The sequence below is a fragment of the Pseudomonas fluorescens genome (assembly GCF_902497895.1).
Classification (GTDB): domain Bacteria; phylum Pseudomonadota; class Gammaproteobacteria; order Pseudomonadales; family Pseudomonadaceae; genus Aquipseudomonas; species Aquipseudomonas fluorescens_BP.
Map to the genome: position 1 here is coordinate 1 of NZ_CABVHQ010000068.1, position 17,797 is coordinate 17,797.

Annotated in this window: 18 protein-coding genes; 11 read left to right on the plus strand and 7 right to left on the minus strand. The window is 61.4% G+C overall.

The annotated features are described in order from the left end of the window. Positions 1 to 41: 41 nt before the first annotated feature. From paaA to paaF, 7 genes are all read right to left on the minus strand, one after another. A complete protein-coding gene (paaA, locus tag F8N21_RS24990; RefSeq protein ID WP_150644370.1) occupies positions 42 to 1,031 on the minus strand; it encodes a 1,2-phenylacetyl-CoA epoxidase subunit PaaA in 990 nt (329 codons plus the stop codon). A gap of 894 nt (positions 1,032 to 1,925) precedes the next feature. Next, entirely contained in the window at positions 1,926 to 3,251 is a 1,326-nt protein-coding gene (gene paaK, locus F8N21_RS24995) for a phenylacetate--CoA ligase PaaK (RefSeq protein ID WP_150644672.1), read from the minus strand. Between the two features lie 99 nt (positions 3,252 to 3,350). Then, positions 3,351 to 4,562 carry a 3-oxoadipyl-CoA thiolase gene (pcaF, locus tag F8N21_RS25000; protein WP_150644673.1) on the minus strand — a complete coding sequence of 404 codons (1,212 nt, stop codon included), beginning with the start codon at positions 4,560 to 4,562 and terminating at the stop codon, positions 3,351 to 3,353. Further along, positions 4,555 to 5,004, minus strand: coding sequence for a hydroxyphenylacetyl-CoA thioesterase PaaI (gene paaI, locus F8N21_RS25005; protein WP_150644674.1), 450 nt, complete (start codon positions 5,002 to 5,004; stop codon positions 4,555 to 4,557). The genes pcaF and paaI overlap by 8 nt, the downstream gene beginning before the upstream one ends. Further along, positions 4,997 to 6,514 (minus strand): 3-hydroxyacyl-CoA dehydrogenase PaaH, encoded by a 1,518-nt coding sequence (paaH, locus tag F8N21_RS25010; protein ID WP_150644675.1) that lies wholly within the window; start codon positions 6,512 to 6,514, stop codon positions 4,997 to 4,999. Before paaH ends, paaI begins: the two co-directional genes overlap by 8 nt. A gap of 3 nt (positions 6,515 to 6,517) precedes the next feature. After that, complete coding sequence (gene paaG / locus F8N21_RS25015; RefSeq protein ID WP_150644676.1) at positions 6,518 to 7,309, minus strand: 2-(1,2-epoxy-1,2-dihydrophenyl)acetyl-CoA isomerase PaaG; 792 nt, start codon at positions 7,307 to 7,309, stop codon at positions 6,518 to 6,520. A gap of 51 nt (positions 7,310 to 7,360) precedes the next feature. Then, complete coding sequence (paaF, locus tag F8N21_RS25020) at positions 7,361 to 8,134, minus strand: 2,3-dehydroadipyl-CoA hydratase PaaF (protein ID WP_150644677.1); 774 nt, start codon at positions 8,132 to 8,134, stop codon at positions 7,361 to 7,363. Positions 8,135 to 8,503: 369 nt separating this feature from the next. Here paaF and paaY point away from each other — a divergent pair, with 369 nt between their 5' ends. From paaY to phnK, 11 genes are all read left to right on the plus strand, one after another. Continuing rightward, complete coding sequence (gene paaY / locus F8N21_RS25025) at positions 8,504 to 9,100, plus strand: phenylacetic acid degradation protein PaaY (RefSeq protein ID WP_150644678.1); 597 nt, start codon at positions 8,504 to 8,506, stop codon at positions 9,098 to 9,100. Positions 9,101 to 9,320: 220 nt separating this feature from the next. Then, positions 9,321 to 10,244: a phenylacetic acid degradation operon negative regulatory protein PaaX gene (gene paaX / locus F8N21_RS25030; RefSeq protein WP_150644679.1), complete on the plus strand. Its 924-nt coding sequence runs from the start codon at positions 9,321 to 9,323 to the stop codon at positions 10,242 to 10,244. A gap of 219 nt (positions 10,245 to 10,463) precedes the next feature. Next, positions 10,464 to 11,297: a phosphonate ABC transporter ATP-binding protein gene (phnC, locus tag F8N21_RS25035; protein ID WP_150644680.1), complete on the plus strand. Its 834-nt coding sequence runs from the start codon at positions 10,464 to 10,466 to the stop codon at positions 11,295 to 11,297. A gap of 42 nt (positions 11,298 to 11,339) precedes the next feature. Continuing rightward, positions 11,340 to 12,344: a phosphonate ABC transporter substrate-binding protein gene (gene phnD / locus F8N21_RS25040; protein WP_150644681.1), complete on the plus strand. Its 1,005-nt coding sequence runs from the start codon at positions 11,340 to 11,342 to the stop codon at positions 12,342 to 12,344. Between the two features lie 76 nt (positions 12,345 to 12,420). Beyond that, positions 12,421 to 13,209: a phosphonate ABC transporter, permease protein PhnE gene (gene phnE / locus F8N21_RS25045; protein WP_150644682.1), complete on the plus strand. Its 789-nt coding sequence runs from the start codon at positions 12,421 to 12,423 to the stop codon at positions 13,207 to 13,209. Positions 13,210 to 13,242: 33 nt separating this feature from the next. Further along, complete coding sequence (phnF, locus tag F8N21_RS25050) at positions 13,243 to 13,947, plus strand: phosphonate metabolism transcriptional regulator PhnF (RefSeq protein WP_150644683.1); 705 nt, start codon at positions 13,243 to 13,245, stop codon at positions 13,945 to 13,947. Positions 13,948 to 13,961: 14 nt separating this feature from the next. Then, complete coding sequence (gene phnG / locus F8N21_RS25055; protein ID WP_150644684.1) at positions 13,962 to 14,417, plus strand: phosphonate C-P lyase system protein PhnG; 456 nt, start codon at positions 13,962 to 13,964, stop codon at positions 14,415 to 14,417. Continuing rightward, positions 14,417 to 15,019 (plus strand): phosphonate C-P lyase system protein PhnH, encoded by a 603-nt coding sequence (gene phnH, locus F8N21_RS25060; RefSeq protein WP_150644685.1) that lies wholly within the window; start codon positions 14,417 to 14,419, stop codon positions 15,017 to 15,019. The genes phnG and phnH overlap by 1 nt, the downstream gene beginning before the upstream one ends. Beyond that, positions 15,019 to 16,095 (plus strand): carbon-phosphorus lyase complex subunit PhnI, encoded by a 1,077-nt coding sequence (locus F8N21_RS25065; RefSeq protein ID WP_150644686.1) that lies wholly within the window; start codon positions 15,019 to 15,021, stop codon positions 16,093 to 16,095. Before phnH ends, F8N21_RS25065 begins: the two co-directional genes overlap by 1 nt. Continuing rightward, positions 16,092 to 16,967, plus strand: coding sequence for an alpha-D-ribose 1-methylphosphonate 5-phosphate C-P-lyase PhnJ (locus F8N21_RS25070; RefSeq protein WP_150644687.1), 876 nt, complete (start codon positions 16,092 to 16,094; stop codon positions 16,965 to 16,967). The genes F8N21_RS25065 and F8N21_RS25070 overlap by 4 nt, the downstream gene beginning before the upstream one ends. Before the next feature lie 2 nt (positions 16,968 to 16,969). Next, positions 16,970 to 17,788, plus strand: a complete 819-nt coding sequence (gene phnK / locus F8N21_RS25075) for a phosphonate C-P lyase system protein PhnK (protein WP_150644699.1) — start codon at positions 16,970 to 16,972, stop codon at positions 17,786 to 17,788. Positions 17,789 to 17,797: the final 9 nt, after the last annotated feature.

Below are 17,797 nucleotides of genomic sequence, written 5' to 3' on the forward strand. Positions count from 1 at the left end.
GCAGCCTTCGGCAGCTCCTACAGGGTTTACCGGTGTGCGATTCAGGCGGCGTTCTTGTTTGGTTTTTTGCGGGCGTGGGCGACCGCGGCTTCGCGGACCCAGGCGCCGTCTTCAATGGCTTTGCGGCGAGTGGCGACACGTTCCTGGTTGCACGGGCCGTTGCCCTTGAGCACTTCGTAGAATTCGTTCCACTGGATCTCGCCGAAGTCGTAGTGGCCGCGTTCGGCGTTCCACGTCAGCTCCGGATCCGGGCAGGTGCAGCCCAGCAGTTCGAGTTGCGGGATGGTCTGGTCGATGAAGCGCTGGCGCAGTTCGTCGTTGCTCTGGCGCTTGATTTTCCAGGCCATGGATTGGGCGCTGTTGGGCGAGTGTTCATCGCTTGGCCCGAACATCATCAGCGCCGGCCACCAGAGGCGGTCGATCGCGTCCTGGACCATGTCTTTTTGCGCCTGATTGCCATGCCGCATCATCGTCAGGAGGATTTCGTAGCCCTGGCGCTGGTGGAAGCTCTCTTCCTTGCAGATCCGCACCATGGCCCGGGAGTAGGGGCCATAGGAGGTGCGCTGCAGCACCACCTGGTTGACGATCGCCGCACCATCCACCAGCCAGCCCACCGCGCCCATGTCGGCCCAGTTCAGCGTCGGGTAGTTGAAGATGCTCGAGTACTTGGCTTTGCCGCTGTGCAGCTTGGCGATTTCTTCATCGCGGTCGGCACCGAGGGTTTCCATGGCGCTGTACAGATACAGGCCATGACCGGCTTCGTCCTGGATCTTCGCCATCAGTTGCAGTTTGCGTTTGAGCGAGGGCGCACGGGTGACCCAGTTGCCTTCGGGCAGCATGCCGACGATTTCCGAGTGGGCATGCTGGGAGATTTGCCGAATCAGGGTTTGCCGATAGGCATCTGGCATCCAGTTCTTGGCTTCGATCTTGATTTCTGAATCGATTTTTTCCTGGAAGGTGCGCTCTTGTTCGGACATCTCCGACAGGTCCTTGATGCGCTTAACTCCGGTTTCTACAAGCTGTGCGTACATGTGGTATCTCCCGCCATGAATCTGTTCGAAGGCATGGAGAACTTTATAAGCGATACAGAAATTAATATCAAACACAAAATAACGTGTCGCATGTGTTTTTGTATCGCTTTGGGATGAATGGTGTTTTTGCGGGCAAGGGTTATGTGTGCATATCCGTTTTTTCGGTAAAGGCTGCTGAGGGTTCCGCTCTTATGGCGGGTCACTTTGGAAAAGAGCCGGAGTGCCGGCCCAGCCCAAAGTAACCAAAGGGCTCTTGCCCCTTTCGTTCGGTGCCTCGCCTAGGCTCGGCATGCCCTCGCTCCGGTCCTGCTCCGTGGGCCCGCCGCCATCGGCCATCCATGGCCGGGGGCGGCTAACCCGGCATCCATGCCGGGTTGCCCACTGCGCAGAACCTCCACTCGGCCTCTCGAGGGGGCGGTGCATCAAGATCAAAAGCTGCAGGCGAGCTAACGCTCGGCCTGTGTAGGAGCTGCCGAAGGCTGCGATCTTTTGATCTTGCCGTTGCCGTTGCCGTTGCCGTTGCTTTGCTTTGCTTTGCTTTGCTTTGCTTTGCTTTTGATCTTGATCTGTCTGCCCCTTTCCCAGAGGCCGAACGCAGGCGTTGCGCAGGGGGCAGCTCGGCATGGATGCCGAGCTAGCCGCGCCCGGCCATGGATGGCCGATCGCGGCGGGCCCCCGGAGCAATGCCGGAGTGAGGGCATGCCGAGCCTAGGCGAGGCACCGAATGGCGGGGCAAAAGCCCTTTGGTTACTTTGGGGCTTTTCCAAAGTGACCCGCCGTAAGGGCGGAACCCTAAGTAGCCGTTACCGCAGAAACGGATATGTACACCCTCCCGAGATCCTCGGAAGAACCAAAAAAAAACCCCGCCAAAGCGGGGCTATAAAGGTGCAGCAGTCATGCTTTCGAACGTTTGTCCATGACGTGACATGCCTTGCCTTCCGAGCGTTTGATCGAGAAGGACGGTTGCAGCACGATCCGCGAGCTGATGCCGATGTGGTTCTTGATGTGCCGGCTGAGCTCTGCACACACGGCTTTTTGCTGTGCATCGTTCATGTGCTGATGCTCGCCCTTGAGTTCGACATGCACGTCGACGCTGTCCATATTGCCGTTGCGGTACAGGTGGATCTCGTAGGATTCGCAGAGCTGCTTGACCTTCAGCACCTGCTCCTCGATCTGGGTCGGGAACACATTGACTCCGCGAATGATCAGCATGTCATCGCTGCGTCCGGTGATTTTGTCGATGCGCCGCATTGGCCGGGCGGTGCCCGGCAGCAGACGCGTCAGGTCGCGGGTGCGATAGCGGATCATCGGCAGGGCTTCCTTGCTCAGCGAGGTGAACACCAGCTCACCCATCTGACCGTCCGGCAGCACTGCTCCAGTGATCGGGTCGATGATTTCCGGGTAGAAATGGTCTTCCCAGATGGTCGGCCCGTCCTTGCTTTCCACGCATTCCATGGCAACGCCCGGGCCCATGATTTCCGAGAGGCCGTAGATGTCCAGGGCGGTAATCCCCAGGCGCGCCTCGATGGCGCTGCGCAGTTCGGCGGTCCAGGGTTCGGCGCCGAAGATACCCAGGCGCAATGCCAGTTTGTGCGGATCGATGCCCTGGCGCTCGATTTCATCGGCGATGTTGAGCATGTAGGACGGCGTGACCATGATGATGTCCGGCTGGAAATCCTTGATCAGCTGCACCTGCTTTTCGGTCTGGCCGCCGGACATCGGAATCACCGTGCAGCCCAGGCGTTCGGCGCCGTAGTGGGCGCCGAGACCGCCGGTGAACAGGCCGTAGCCATAGGAAATATGCACCTTGTCGCCACGCCGGCCGCCCGCCGCGCGGATCGAGCGCGCGACGACATTGGCCCAAGTGTCGATGTCGTTCTGGGTATAGCCCACCACCGTCGGCTTGCCCGTGGTGCCGCTGGAGGCGTGCAGGCGCACCACGTCATGCATCGGCACGGCGAACATGCCGTAGGGGTAGTTGTCCCGCAGGTCGGATTTGGTGGTGAACGGGAAGTTCGCCAGATCGTCCAGGGATTTGATGTCGTCCGGGTGCACGCCGAGCGCATCGAAACGCTGACGATACAGCGGCACGTTCAAGTACGCGTGGTTCAGGCTCCAGCGCAAGCGTTCGAGCTGGTGCTGACGCAGCTCGTCGATGCTGGCGGTTTCCAGTGGATCCAGTTGTGGATCAAGCACAGCTTTGGCAATTGGCATGTTCATGACTTCACTCGAATTGTTTTTATGTTTCAGCGCTTTTAATGAAGCGCTTAGAGTGCATGCCCCAAGGATACCTCTCGGCTCCCCGGGAATCGCGATTCTTTAGTGGGGTAGACGTTCGATGATGAGTGCGATGCCCTGGCCGACTCCGATGCACATGGTGCACAAGGCGTAGCGGCCCTTCTGTTGTTCAAGCTCATGCAGGGCGGTGGTTACCAGCCGCGCGCCGCTCATGCCCAGCGGGTGACCGAGGGCGATCGCACCGCCGTTGGGGTTGACCCGGGGATCGGTGTCACTCAGGCCGAGTTCACGCAACACCGCCAGGCCCTGGGCGGCAAAGGCCTCGTTGAGTTCGATCACGTCCATGTCGGCCAGGCTCAGGTTGGCCAGTTCCAGCACCTTGCGGGTTGCCGGAAGCGGGCCGATGCCCATGATCCGCGGTTCGACCCCGGCAGTGGCCATGGCTACCACCCGGCCGCGAGCGGTCAGCCCGTGGCGTTTGGCGACTTCCGGGCTGGCCAGCAGCAGCGCGCAGGCACCGTCATTGACCCCGGACGCGTTGCCGGCGGTGATGCTGCCGCCTTCACGGAACGGCGTGGAGAGCTTTTGCAGCTGCTCAAGGGTGGTGTCGCCACGGGGATGCTCGTCATGCTCGACGACTGTGGCCGGGCCTTTGCGCTGGGGGATTTCTACCGCAACGATTTCCCTGGCAAAACGACCGCTGGCCTGGGCTGCGGCGGCGCGCTGCTGGCTGCGCAGGGCGAAGGCGTCCTGATCGGCGCGGGAAATATTGAACTGTTCGGCGACGTTCTCCGCGGTTTCCGGCATGGAGTCGACGCCGAAGGCTTTTTTCATCAGCGGATTGACGAAGCGCCAGCCGATGGTGGTGTCATGGATTTCTGCCTGACGGGAAAACGCCTGCTCGGCCTTGCCCATAACCAGCGGTGCGCGGGACATCGATTCCACGCCACCCACCAGCATCAGCCCGGCCTCGCCACAGCGAATTGCCCGGGCCGCGCTGCCAATCGCATCCATCCCGGAACCGCAAAGACGGTTGAGGGTGGTGCCCGGCACGCTGACCGGCAATCCGGCCAGCAGTGCCGACATTCGTGCGACGTTGCGGTTGTCTTCGCCGGCCTGGTTGGCGCAGCCGTAGATCACATCATCGACCGTGCTCCAGTCGACCTGCGGGTGGCGTCGCAGCAGTTCGCGCAGCGGCACCGCGCCGAGGTCGTCGGCGCGCACGCTGCTCAAGGCTCCGGCGTAGCGGCCGATCGGGGTCCGCACCGCGTCGATGATCAGGGCGTCATTCATTCGGGTTCTCCTGCGCCAGCACAGCGCCGCGCACTTTGTAGGATTTGCCATGGAACAGGGCGATCAACTGGCCCTGCTGGTTTTCAATGCGCACGTCGTAGTTGCCGGTGCGCCCGGAGCGGCTTTGCTCGATGCAGTCGGCGCTCAAGGTGTCGTCCAGGCGCGCCGGGGCGATGTAGTCGATGCTGCAGCCGATGCCCACGGTGGCTTCGTTGTAGCTGTTGCAGGCAAAGGCAAAGGCCGAGTCGGCCAGGGCGAACAGATAGCCACCGTGGCAAGTGCCGTGGCTCTGGATCATGTCGGCGCGCACGCTCATGCCCACACGTGCTGCGCCTGGCGCCACCGACAGCAGGCGCATGCCCATTGCCTGGCTGGCGGTGTCGCGCTCGAACATGGCTTGCGCGCAGCTGCTGGCCAGATTCATTGCTTCATGGTTAGTCATGGAAAGTCCTTCCTTCAGCGACCCGACGGCGCAACAACAGCGCTGGCCGATAACGTTCTTCGCCGTAACTGGCTTGCAGGTTTTCCAGCACTTTGAGGATGTGTGGAAGCCCGATGGCATCCGCCCAGGCCAGTGGCCCCTGGGGATAGTTGACCCCGGCGCGCAGCGCCAGATCGATGTCGCTGGCCGAGGCCACGCCTTGCTGCAGGGCGTCGGCCGCTTCGTTGGCGAGCATCGCGACCGTGCGCAGTACTGCGAGTGCCGGGCTGTCGCTGAGCAGGCTGACCTGCAGTCCGGCCCGCTGCAGGAGCGCGACGCCTTGCTCGAGGGCGGATTGGGAAGTGTCTGCCGAGCAGCTGATGGCGATCCGGCCGGCCTTGCCGTAGTCGAACGCCAGATCCAGCAGGATCAGGTTGCGCAGGCCATCTTCTTTGGCCCGCTGACTGGCCATGCGCCCATCGCTCAAGGCCAGCACCGCGTCACCGACGCGCAGCAGACCTGGACCATCACGTTGGACAATCTCGACGCCGTGCTCGCGCAGGCGCGGGATCAGCGCCTGGGCGATGCCCGGATCACCTTCCACGACGCAGTTTTCGATGGCGGCGTCGCTACTGATGTGCGCGGGCTGCGCACGCTGGGCACCTTCGGCGTAGCTGTAAAAGCCATGGCCGCTCTTGCGCCCCAGGCGTCCGGCATCCACCAGTTCTTTCTGGATCAGCGAAGGCTGGAAACGGGTATCGCCGTACCAGGCGTCGAACACTGAACAGGTCACCGCATAGTTGACGTCATGGCCGATCAGGTCGGTCAGCTCGAAGGCGCCCATGGCAAAACCACCGGCATCACGCATCAGCGCATCCAGGGTCGGGCAATCGGCGGCGCCTTCCTGAAGCAGGCGCAGGCTTTCGGCATAGAACGGCCGGGCCACACGGTTGACGATAAAACCGGGAGTGGAGCGGGTATGCACCGGTTTTTTGCCCCAGGCTTTGGCCGTGTCATATAGGCATTCAGCCAAGGCTGGATCGCTGGCCAGGCCCGAGACGATTTCCACCAGCGCCATGATCGGCGCCGGGTTGAAGAAGTGCAGGCCGAGCAGACGCTCTGGACGGTTCAGCTGTGCAGCGATACTGGTAATCGACAGTGAAGAGGTGTTACTGGCCAGAATGGCGTGCTCGCTGCAGATCCTTTCCACCTGCCGGAACAGGGCACGTTTGACTTCCAGGTTCTCGACTATGGCTTCAATGATCAGCTCACAATCGGCCAGGGCTTCGATGGTTTCCACGGCCTGCAGACGGGCGATGGTTGCTGTGCGCGCTGCGGCCGCCAGCTTGCCTTTGTCGACCCGTTTAGCCCATTGCCGGTCGATACCCTCAATGGCCTGGGCGGCGGCGCCGGGGCGATTGTCCAGCAGCAGCACCGGATGGCCGGCCTGGGCGGCGACCTGGGCGATGCCTGCGCCCATGGCGCCAGCGCCGATCACTGCGATGCGAGCATTGGTGTTCAGTGCGCTCATGACTCAGCGTCCCTTGAAGCTTGGGCTGCGTTTTTCCATAAAGGCGCTGACGCCTTCACGGTAATCTTCGCTGCGCCCAGCCAGGCGTTGCAGGTCTCTCTCTAGCTCAAGCTGTTCGTCAAAGCTGTTGCTCAGGCTGGCGTTCAGGCTGCGCTTGATCAGCGCCAGACCGTAAGTCGGTTGGGTGGCCAGGTGACGGGCAAGCGTCAAGGCTTCATCCCGCAGTTCAGCGTCTTCCACGCAGCGGTAGATCAGCCCCCATTGCTCGGCTTGCTCGGCACTCAAGCGATTGCCGAGCAGGGCCAGGGCCTTGGCGCGGGCCATGCCCACCAGGCGCGGCAAGGTCCAGGTGCCGCCTGAGTCGGGGATCAGGCCGATTTTGCAGAAGGCTTGAATAAAGCTGGCGGAGCGCGCCGCCAGCACCAGGTCGCAGGCCAGTGGAATATTTGCGCCAGCCCCTGCCGCCACGCCATTGACCGCGCAGATCACCGGCATTGGCAGATCGCGCAGCTGGCGGATCAGCGGGTTGTAGAACTTCTCGATCGACTCGCCCAGATCCGGCACCGAGCTGCCCGGCGCGACATTGCGCTCGCTCAGGTCTTGCCCGGCACAAAAGCCGCGGCCTTCACCGGTCAGCAGCAAGACGCGCACGTCCGGATTGTGGCGGACCTGTTTCAGCGCTTCCTTCACTTCGCCATGCATCTGGGCGTTGAAGCTGTTGAGTTGGTCGGGCCGGTTGAGGCTGAGCAGGGCGACGCCGGCCTCGATGGAAAACAGGATGTGTTCGAAGTTCATGGTTATGGCGCTCTCTAAGAGGTCGTTCGAATTCGGTGGCGGATGGCCGGCTTATTGCCCGGTGAAGGTCGGCGGGCGTTTTTCCTGGAAGGCCCGAATGCCCTCGTCGCGGTCGCGGGTGCCGGCCAGGACGGTGAAGGCATGGCGTTCGAAACGCAGGCCGCTGGCCAGGTCGGTGTCCATCGCCTTGAGCAGCGCTTCCTTGGCCAGGCGCACGGCCAGCGGGGCCTTGCCGGCAATGCTGCGGGCAATCTGCAAGGCGCGTTCGACGGTGAGTTCCGGTTGGGTGACTTCGCTGACCAGGCCGGCGCGTTGAGCCTGGCGAGCGTCGATCGGCTCGCCGGTCAGGACCATCTGCATGGCCATGGATTTGCCGACAGCCCGCAGCAAGCGTTGAGTTCCGCCGGCGCCGGGCATGATCCCGAGATTGATTTCCGGCTGACCGAAGCGGGCGTCTTCACCTGCGATGATGATGTCGGCGTGCATCGCCAGTTCGCAGCCACCGCCGAGGGCGAAGCCGTTGACCGCGGCGATCAGTGGTTTGCTGAAGTGGGTGATGCTCTGCCAGGAGGCCTGGCGCGGATCGTCGAGAATGCCGACCAGATCCCGTTCGGCCATTTCCTTGATGTCAGCGCCGGCCGCGAAGGCTTTGCGACTGCCGGTCAGGACCACGACGCGAGTCTCTGGATCGGCTTGTGCGGCGCTCAGTTCGGCAGCCAATTCACCCAATAACCGGGTGGTGAGGGCATTCAACGCTTGTGGGCGCTGCAGGGTAATCAGGCGGACGCCTGGCTCGAGAAACTCGACAGCAAGGGTCTGAGGCATGGCGGATGCCCTCGGTGCACGCTCGGCTGTAATGCCGGCTCATTATTGGATCGGCCAGGTAGGCCGGTTTTGCCCGAGTATACCTGTAACGTGATACGAAAATGCAATAGCAAAGTATTTTTAATGTGTCTTGTTGGCAGGATTTTTATTTTTGCGCTTTGGCTTTAAAGGCGCTTGAAGAGGTGCTTATTTGCCGTATTTATTGACTTAAGTCGTGGTTTTGAAGGGGGTGTCGGGCTACCTTGAAGGGTTTTTTTCAAGCGATACGGTTTTTTGTACTTTGTGCCGATAAAGCGATGTGATACAAAATAGACCTCGATTCGCATCGCTTTGCGAAATGCCCTTTGCACTGCTTATAAAGGAACGCCCATGACCTGCTACAGCCTTGATGGCCTGACCCCGGTGATTGACCCCAGTGCTTACGTTCACCCATCGGCCGTGCTGATCGGCGACGTGATTATCGGCGCGAATTGTTATGTCGGGCCGCTGGCGAGCCTGCGCGGGGATTTTGGCCGGATCGTCCTGGAGGAGGGCGCCAACCTGCAGGACACCTGCGTGATGCACGGTTTCCCGGACAGCGACACCGTGGTCGAACGCAATGGCCATATCGGTCATGGCGCGGTGCTGCACGGTTGCCGGATCGGCGCCGATGCGCTGGTGGGGATGAATGCGGTGGTGATGGACAATGCGCGAATCGCCCCGCGCTCGTTCGTCTCGGCGGCGGCTTTCGTCAAGGCGGGTTTCGAATGCCCCGAGCAGTCCCTGGTGGTGGGCGCGCCGGCCAGCGTCAAACGCACCCTCAGCGATGAGGAGGTATCGTGGAAGCAGGCGGGGACCCGCGAGTATCAACAACTGACCCGGCGCTGCCTTGAGCAGATGCAAGTCTGCGAACCGCTGAGCGAACCGGAACCCGATCGCCCACGCATCAGCGACAGCAGTCTGCGACCCAAGGGCTCGACACAATGAATGGCAAGTACCCCGTCGTAGCAGCTGCCGAAGGCTGCGTTCGGCCGCGAAGCGGTCGTAAAACCGGCAACCGCGTTTTTCCAGGAAGAACCCATCGCCTGAATTGCGACCGCTTCGCGCTCGAACGCAGCCTTCGGCAGCTGCTACGACGACGACGACGACAAAGCCAGTCCCTCCCGAAACCGGTATATTTCCTCCTTTTTTCCAGCTCGGTACGCCCATGTCGTCCCTGACACCCTTGAACCATCTGATTACCCGCTTTCAGGAGCAGACGCCGATTCGCGCCAGCTCCCTGATCATTACCTTGTACGGGGATGCCATCGAGCCCCATGGCGGCACGGTCTGGCTGGGCAGCCTGATCCAGTTGCTGGAACCGATCGGCATCAACGAGCGGCTGATCCGCACCTCGATCTTTCGCTTGACCAAGGAAGGCTGGTTGACCTCCGAGAAAGTCGGGCGGCGCAGCTACTACAGCCTGACCGGCGCCGGTCGGCGGCGTTTCGACAAGGCCTTCAAGCGGGTCTACAGCTCCACCGTGCCAGCCTGGGATGGTTCCTGGTGCCTGGTGATGCTCACGCAACTGACTCAGGACAAGCGCAAACAAGTGCGCGAAGAACTCGAGTGGCAAGGGTTTGGTGCGATTTCGCCGGTGGTGCTGGCTTGCCCGCGCAGCGACCGGGCCGATGTCAACGCGACCTTGCTCGACCTCGGCGCCCAGGAAGAGACGATCCTCTTCGAAACCACTGCCCAGGACGTGCTGGCCTCCAAGGCCTTGCGCTTGCAGGTGCGCGAGAGCTGGAACATCGAGGAACTGGCGGCCCATTACAGCGAGTTCATTCAGCTGTTCCGACCGCTCTGGCAGGCGCTTCGCGAGCAGGAGAATCTGGATCCGTCCGACTGCTTCCTGGCACGGGTCCTGCTTATTCATGAATACCGCAAACTGCTGCTGCGCGACCCGCAGTTGCCGGACGAGTTGTTGCCCGGTGATTGGGAAGGGCGAGCTGCCCGACAGTTGTGCCGCAATATTTACCGGTTGATCTACGCCAAGGCCGAGGAGTGGCTGAACAGCGCGCTGGAAACCGCCGATGGGCCGTTGCCGGACGTGGGAGAAAGTTTCTATCGGCGGTTCGGCGGGCTCAAGTAGCGCGTCCCCGCTGCTATTAAAGAGAGTTGGCGCCCTTGGCAACCGGGCAAGCAGCGCGTTCCGTCACGGGCCAGGCTAAAGCGACCTGCGCTTCAAACCGTCAACTAATAGCCACCATATTGTCATGCACGGTTCATGGGTCTGACACACCCGGTCTCTAATCTCGGTCGCACTTCGAACGCAGCCATGCATAGGCTGTTCAACCAGACAGAGAAGCCCATGAACGCAGCTATCCATGTCGACCGTCTGAACAAGACTTTTGCTCGCAAGACCGCGTTGGTTGATCTTGCGTTGTCTATACAACCCGGTGAAATGGTCGCGCTGATTGGCGCTTCCGGGTCCGGCAAGTCCACGTTGTTGCGCCATATGGCGGGCCTGGCCCGTTGCGACCGTAACAACGGCGGGAGCGTCCAGGTGTTGGGTCGTGAAGTGCAAGCCTCTGGCCACCTCAACGGCAATGTCCGTCGCTTGCGCGCTGACATCGGCTACATTTTCCAGCAGTTCAACCTGGTCAATCGTCTTAGTGTGCTGGACAACGTGTTGCTCGGTTGTCTGGGTCGCATGCCGGGCTGGCGCGGAAATCTGGGCCTGTTCAACACGCAAGAGAATCAGCGGGCAATGGAGTCGCTGGACCGCGTTGGTCTGGCCGATCTCGCCCAGCAGCGCGCCTCGACGCTCTCCGGTGGGCAGCAGCAGCGTGTGGCGATTGCCCGTGCCTTGACCCAGCGTGCGGAAGTGATTCTGGCCGACGAACCGATTGCCTCACTGGACCCCGAGTCTGCGCGCAAGGTCATGGAGATTCTCGCTGACATCAACCGTCGCGACGGCAAGACCGTGGTCGTGACCCTGCATCAGGTGGATTACGCCGTTCGCTATTGCCAGCGTGCCATCGCCCTCAAGGCCGGGCGCATTCACTTCGATGGCGCCGCGTCCGCATTGAATCCCACGTTCCTCAACGACCTGTATGGCGCGGACCTGGACACCAGCCTGTTGTTCTCCGACAAAGCTCGCAACGTCGGTTCACCCGCCACGCTGGCCTTTGCCCGCGCCTGATTCTCCTATTCAAACACCAACGTCAACCTCAGGAATCCTTCCATGTTGAATCGTATCGGTCGCGTTTTCGCGTCTGCCGCTTTGCTGGCTACCTGCGCCTTGGGCACTGCTCAGGCGCAGGAGAAAGTCATCAACTTCGGCCTCATGTCCACTGAGTCTTCGACGAACCTGAAGAGCATCTGGCAACCCTTCCTTGACGACATGTCGAAGAAGACCGGTCTGAAGGTCAACGCTACTTTCGCATCCGACTACGCCGGCCTGATCCAGGGCATGCGCTTCAACAAGGTTGACATTGCCTGGCTGGGCAACAAGGGCGCGATGGAAGCGGTGGACCGTTCCAACGGCGAAATCTTCGCCCAGACCTCGGCGGCCAACGGCGCTCCCGGGTACTGGAGCCTGTTGATCGTGCGCAAGGACAGCCCGATCAATTCTGTTGACGACATGCTCAAGAACGCCAAGAACCTGACCTTCGGTAATGGTGATCCAAACTCCACGTCTGGCTACCTGGTACCAGGCTACTACGTGTTCGCCAAGAACCATGCCGATGCAGCCACTGCATTCAAACGCACCCTCAACTCCAGCCATGAAGTGAACGCCTTGAGCGTAGCCAAAGGTCAGCTCGACGTCGCCACTTTCAACACCGAAAGCTGGGATCGTCTGGAAGTCACTCAGCCTGACAAAGCCGCGATGCTCAAAGTGATCTGGAAGTCGCCAATCATCCCGGCTGACCCAATGGTCTGGAGCAAGAGTCTGACCGACGTAGAAAAAACCAGGATTCGTGATTTCTTCGCCACCTACGGTGCCACCGACCACGAAAAAGAAGTGCTCAAAGGTATGCAGTTGGGCAAGTTCCTCAAGTCCTCCGACGACCAGTTGTTGCCGATCCGTCAGCTTGAACTGTTCAAGCAGCGCAACGAAGTCGTGGCCAGCAGCACCCTGGATGCCAAGGAAAAAGAGACCCGTCTGAAACAGATCGACGCTGGTCTGGCCAAGTTGCAAGACCGTATCACCGAGCTTGAGAAAAAGAACCCCGCCAGCGCTGGCTGATGCCGGCAGACGGGGCGCCAGGGAGGGCGTCGCGTCATCGCTGCCTTTGAATGTTGTTGATTTTCGAGAGCCGTTTATGACTTCCCATGTTGCACACGCCGAACTTGTCGGCAAACGCACCTGGCCACAGTACGTCGGGTGGGGGCTGTTCCTCGCCATGTTGGCCTGGGCCTGGCAGGGTGCCGAGATGAATCCGCTGGCGCTGTACCGAGACTCCGGCAACATGGCGACCTTCGCTGCCGACTTCTTCCCGCCTGACTTCCAGGAATGGCGCTCCTACCTCAAGGAAATGCTCGTCACCGTTCAGATCGCGCTCTGGGGCACGGTCCTGGCGATTGTCTGTTCCGTCCCGCTGGGCATTCTGTGCGCGGACAACATCACCCCGTGGTGGATCCACCAACCCCTGCGCCGAGTCATGGATTCTTGCCGTTCGATCAACGAAATGGTGTTCGCGATGTTGTTTGTGGTCGCGGTCGGCCTCGGTCCTTTCGCGGGTGTTCTGGCGTTGTGGATCAGCACCACAGGCGTGCTCGCCAAGCTGTTTGCCGAAGCCGTGGAAGCGATTGATCCCGGCCCGGTCGAAGGCGTGCGTGCCACCGGCGCGAGCGCGCTGCAAGAAGTGATCTACGGGGTTATCCCGCAAGTCATGCCGCTGTGGATCTCCTATGCCCTGTACCGCTTCGAGTCCAACGTGCGCTCGGCCACGGTGGTCGGGATGGTCGGTGCTGGCGGGATTGGCGTGATTCTCTGGGAGAACATCCGCTCGTTCGCGTTCACCCAAACCTGCGCCATATTGCTGGTGATTATCTGCGTCGTGACCCTGATCGACGTGTTGTCGCAGCGCTTGCGCAAACAGTTCATTTGACGGAGAGGGTGCCTGACGGCGCTTTTTTTAACCATGCAGTTGTCTAGACAAATCGAACCCGTTTACCGCGAGTTGGCCGACACCCTGCGTCGCGAGCTGGGTGATTACCTGGCCGGTGATTACCTGCCTGCCGAGACGCGCCTGGCGGCACGCTTTGCCGTCAATCGCCACACCGTGCGGCGTGCCATTGACGAGTTGGTCTCCGAGGGCAGCGTGTTGCGGCGTCAGGGCAAAGGTACGCAAGTGCTGGAACGCCCGCTGATTTACCCAATGGCCGCCGAAAGCGCCTACAGCCAGTCCGTCTCGGCCCTCGGTCACGGCGTTGAAGCCAGGCTGTTGAAGCGTCGCACCTGTCTCGCGAGTCGCGACGAGGCCATGCATCTGGGCCTTGCCGATCAAGCGCCGCTGATTGAGCTGCAAACCTTGCGCTTGATCGACAACCAACCGGTGAGCCTGATTCGTCACCGATTTTGCGCCAGCCGCACTGAGCTGTTGGCGGCCTATACCGGCGGTTCGCTGCGGCAGTTTTTCGCCGAACGCGACCTGCCACTGACCCGCACCTTCAGCCTGATCGGTGCGCGTTTGCCGAGCCGCGAGGAGGCGGGATTACTCATGATGCCCCGGCACTTGCCCGCGCTCAGCGTACTGACCCTTTCCCGCGATGCAGTCGGTCAGCCGGTGGAGCTTTCACAGTCCACCAGCCGTTCGGACCGCTTCCAATACCAGGTCATCACATGATGGAGATGTCGAAGATGAATCCCGCTCCTGTAGCCGAATACGCTGCCCGTCAACAGTGGATCGGTGTCCTCGCCCAAGCGCGCAGTGCCGAGTTGAAGCGTCATGAAGCGGCCCTGCGCGACACCGAATACCAGCTCATCCGTGCCCCGGAAATCGGCATGACCCTGGTTCGCGGTCGCATGGGCGGGACCGGTGCGCCATTCAACATTGGCGAAATGAGCGTCACCCGGTGTGTGGTGCGTCTGGCTGATGGGCGCACCGGTTACAGCTACGTTGCCGGCCGCGACAAGGCCCACGCCGAACTGGCCGCGCTGGCCGACGCCCATCTCCAAGGCGCGAAACAGGCGCACTGGATGAGTGAATTGATCGAACCCATGGCCCTGGCGCAAGCATCGCGCCGTGCTGCCAAAGACGCTGAAACCGCAGCGACCAAGGTTGAGTTCTTCACCCTGGTCAGAGGAGACGACTGATGAGTGCAACCCTTCTGCTACCGGCTTACGCCGACCCCGTGCTGGATTCAGTGCGCAGCTTCCGCGCCGCGCTCAAGGCGTTGGCCGGCCCCGGCGTTATTCAACCGCTGGTACAGGCTGCGCCACTGGATGGCTTGGCGCCGGCCAGTTACGCGCTGTGCCTGGCGTTGCTGGACATGGACACCCCGCTGTGGCTGGCACCGGCATTCGACACGCCGACCATTCGCGCCAACCTGGCGTTCCACTGTGGTTGCCCGATTGTCAGCAGCCGTGAGCAGGCGCGCTTCGCCTTGCTTGACGACAGCGAGCTGAGCGACCTGCGCGGCTTCGACCTGGGCAATGACCGCTACCCCCATCAGTCCTGCACCTTACTGATCCAGTTGGCGCAACTGGAGGGCGGTCGTCCCCTGACGTGGCGCGGTCCCGGCATCCAGAGCGCAAACCAGGTGGCCTTGCCCTTGGCCGACGGCTTTTGGAGTGAGCGCGACGCCCGCAACGATTTTCCGCGTGGACTGGATGCGTTCTTCCTTGCCGGCCACAGCGTCATCGGCTTGCCCCGCAGTACCCGCGTCAGCCCCGCCGAAATCGAGGAGCATGCCTGATGTACGTAGCCGTTAAAGGTGGCGAACAGGCCATCGACAATGCCCACCGTTTGCTGGCCAAAAAACGCCGGGGCGACACCTCGATTGCAGAACTGGCGGTCGAACAGATTCGTCAGCAGCTGCCGTTGGCGGTCGCACGGGTCATGACCGAAGGCTCGCTGTACGACGAGCAACTGGCTGCGCTGGCGATCAAACAGGCGGCTGGGGATCTGGTCGAAGCTATCTTCCTGTTGCGGGCCTACCGGACCACGTTACCGCGCTTCACCGCCAGCCTGCCGATAGACACTTCGGTCATGCAATTGAACCGTCGGCTATCGGCCACGTTCAAGGACGTCCCGGGCGGCCAATTGCTGGGTCCGACCTTTGACTACACCCATCGCTTGCTGGACTTCGCCTTGTTGGCAGAAGGCGAATATCCCGGGCCGCAGGTGGAAGAGGGCGCGAGCCTGGAACCGTGCCCGCGGGTCCTGGGATTGCTGGCCAAAGAAGGCTTGATCAAGAACGAAACCGGCAACGACCTCGCTGTGCCTGACATCACCCGCGATCCGCTGGAGTTTCCGTCCAACCGTGCTCAACGCTTGCAGGCCTTGGCCCGTGGCGATGAAGGGTTTCTGCTGGCGTTGGGTTACTCGACGCAACGTGGCTACGGTCGCAATCACCCGTTCGCCGGCGAGATTCGCATCGGTGAAGTCGAGGTCTGGATCGAGCCGCAAGAGCTGGGTTTCCCGATTGCTATCGGCAGCATTGAAGTGACCGAGTGCGAAATGGTCAACCAGTTCGTCGGTTCAGGGAAAGAGCTGCCACAGTTCACTCGCGGTTATGGCCTGGCCTTCGGCCACGCTGAACGTAAAGCCATGGGCATGGCTCTGGTGGACCGTTCGCTGCGCGCTGAAGAGTTCAACGAAGAAATCGAATCGCCGGCGCAGCAGGAGGAGTTTGTGCTCAGCCATTGCGACAACGTCGAGGCCGCCGGTTTCGTGTCGCACCTCAAGTTGCCGCACTACGTCGACTTCCAGTCCGAACTGGAACTGGTCCGCAAGATGCGCAAGCCTGTCGCGCAGGAGAAGAACCAATGACCCGTGTGACGCCTGTCCGCCCGGAGCGGGACGAAGCCTACAACTTTGCTTACCTCGATGAGCAAACCAAACGCATGATCCGCCGCGGCCTGCTCAAAGCCGTGGCGATTCCCGGTTATCAGGTGCCGTTCGGTGGCCGTGAAATGCCCCTACCCTACGGCTGGGGTACCGGTGGCATGCAGATGACTGCGGCGATTCTGGCTGACGATGACGTGCTCAAGGTCATCGATCAGGGCGCCGATGACACCACCAACGCCGTGTCGATCCGCCGCTTCTTCGCCCGTACCGCCGGGATCGCCACCACCGAACGCACGCCAGAAGCCACCGTGATCCAGACCCGTCACCGGATTCCTGAAACCCCGTTGCACGCTGATCAGATCATGGTTTATCAGGTGCCGATTCCGGAGCCGCTGCGCTTTATCGAACCGTCGGAAACCGAGACCCGGACCATGCATGCGCTCAACGACTACGGGGTGATGCACGTTAAACTCTACGAAGACATCGCCACCTTCGGCCACATCGCCACCAGTTATGCCTACCCGGTGATGGTCGACGAACGCTATGTGATGGACCCTTCGCCGATCCCGAAATTCGATAACCCGAAACTCGACATTAGTCCGGCGCTGATGCTGTTCGGCGCAGGTCGCGAGAAGCGTCTGTACGCCGTGCCGCCCTACACCAAAGTGGTCAGTCTCGACTTCGAAGACCACCCGTTTGAAATTCAGAAATGGGAACAGTGCTGCGCCATCTGTGGCAGCCGCGATTCCTACCTCGATGAATTGATCCTCGACGACGCCGGCACCCAAAGCTTCGTCTGTTCGGACACCGACTATTGCGCCCAGCTCAGCAGCCAACAGGAGGCCGGTCAATGAACATGTCAGTACAGACTGAACAGACCTTGCAGAACCGTCAGGCGGAGCGTGCGCAACCGCTGCTGAAAGTGCGGGGGCTGTCGCGTTTGTATGGCCCGGAGAAAGGCTGTGACGACGTCAGTTTCGACCTGTATCCCGGCGAAGTGCTGGGCATCGTCGGCGAGTCCGGATCGGGCAAGTCGACCCTGCTATCGCTGCTCAGCGGCCGTTGCCCGCCGGACCGCGGCACCATCGGTTATCGCGGCAAAGAAGGCCAGTGGCTCGACCTGTACAGCGCCAGCGAAGCCGAGCGCCGCACCTTGCTGCGCACCGAATGGGGCTTCGTCGAACAAAATCCTCGTGATGGCTTGCGCATGGGCGTGTCGGCCGGCGCCAACATCGGCGAACGCTTGATGGCCCAAGGCGAGCGCAACTACAGCCAGCTGCGAGCTGCCGGGATTGACTGGCTGAGCCAGGTAGAAATCGACCCGTTGCGCATCGACGACCTGCCGCGGACCTTCTCCGGGGGTATGCAGCAGCGCCTGCAAATCGCCCGCAATCTGGTGTCTGGCCCGCGCCTGGTGTTCATGGACGAGCCAACCGGCGGCCTCGATGTGTCGGTGCAGGCACGCTTGCTCGACCTGTTGCGAGGCCTGGTACGTGAACTGGACCTGGCGGTGGTCATCGTTACCCACGACCTGGCCGTTGCGCGCTTGCTGGCCGACCGGCTGATGGTGATGCGCCGCTCCCGGGTGGTAGAAGCCGGGCTGACCGATCAGATCCTCGACGACCCGCAGCATCCTTATTCGCAGCTGCTGGTGTCCTCGGTACTGCAACCGTGATTCAACCGC

Excerpts from the sequence above, each read along its gene's own strand:
- paaA (WP_150644370.1), bottom strand. The coding sequence starts at position 1,031 with ATGTACGCACAGCTTGTAGAAACCGGAGTTAAGCGCATCAAGGACCTG.
- paaK (WP_150644672.1), bottom strand. The coding sequence starts at position 3,251 with ATGAACATGCCAATTGCCAAAGCTGTGCTTGATCCACAACTGGATCCA.
- pcaF (WP_150644673.1), bottom strand. The coding sequence starts at position 4,562 with ATGAATGACGCCCTGATCATCGACGCGGTGCGGACCCCGATCGGCCGC.
- paaI (WP_150644674.1), bottom strand. The coding sequence starts at position 5,004 with ATGACTAACCATGAAGCAATGAATCTGGCCAGCAGCTGCGCGCAAGCC.
- paaH (WP_150644675.1), bottom strand. The coding sequence starts at position 6,514 with ATGAGCGCACTGAACACCAATGCTCGCATCGCAGTGATCGGCGCTGGC.
- paaG (WP_150644676.1), bottom strand. The coding sequence starts at position 7,309 with ATGAACTTCGAACACATCCTGTTTTCCATCGAGGCCGGCGTCGCCCTG.
- paaF (WP_150644677.1), bottom strand. The coding sequence starts at position 8,134 with ATGCCTCAGACCCTTGCTGTCGAGTTTCTCGAGCCAGGCGTCCGCCTG.
- paaY (WP_150644678.1), top strand. The coding sequence starts at position 8,504 with ATGACCTGCTACAGCCTTGATGGCCTGACCCCGGTGATTGACCCCAGT.
- paaX (WP_150644679.1), top strand. The coding sequence starts at position 9,321 with ATGTCGTCCCTGACACCCTTGAACCATCTGATTACCCGCTTTCAGGAG.
- phnC (WP_150644680.1), top strand. The coding sequence starts at position 10,464 with ATGAACGCAGCTATCCATGTCGACCGTCTGAACAAGACTTTTGCTCGC.
- phnD (WP_150644681.1), top strand. The coding sequence starts at position 11,340 with ATGTTGAATCGTATCGGTCGCGTTTTCGCGTCTGCCGCTTTGCTGGCT.
- phnE (WP_150644682.1), top strand. The coding sequence starts at position 12,421 with ATGACTTCCCATGTTGCACACGCCGAACTTGTCGGCAAACGCACCTGG.
- phnF (WP_150644683.1), top strand. The coding sequence starts at position 13,243 with ATGCAGTTGTCTAGACAAATCGAACCCGTTTACCGCGAGTTGGCCGAC.
- phnG (WP_150644684.1), top strand. The coding sequence starts at position 13,962 with ATGAATCCCGCTCCTGTAGCCGAATACGCTGCCCGTCAACAGTGGATC.
- phnH (WP_150644685.1), top strand. The coding sequence starts at position 14,417 with ATGAGTGCAACCCTTCTGCTACCGGCTTACGCCGACCCCGTGCTGGAT.
- F8N21_RS25065 (WP_150644686.1), top strand. The coding sequence starts at position 15,019 with ATGTACGTAGCCGTTAAAGGTGGCGAACAGGCCATCGACAATGCCCAC.
- F8N21_RS25070 (WP_150644687.1), top strand. The coding sequence starts at position 16,092 with ATGACCCGTGTGACGCCTGTCCGCCCGGAGCGGGACGAAGCCTACAAC.
- phnK (WP_150644699.1), top strand. The coding sequence starts at position 16,970 with ATGTCAGTACAGACTGAACAGACCTTGCAGAACCGTCAGGCGGAGCGT.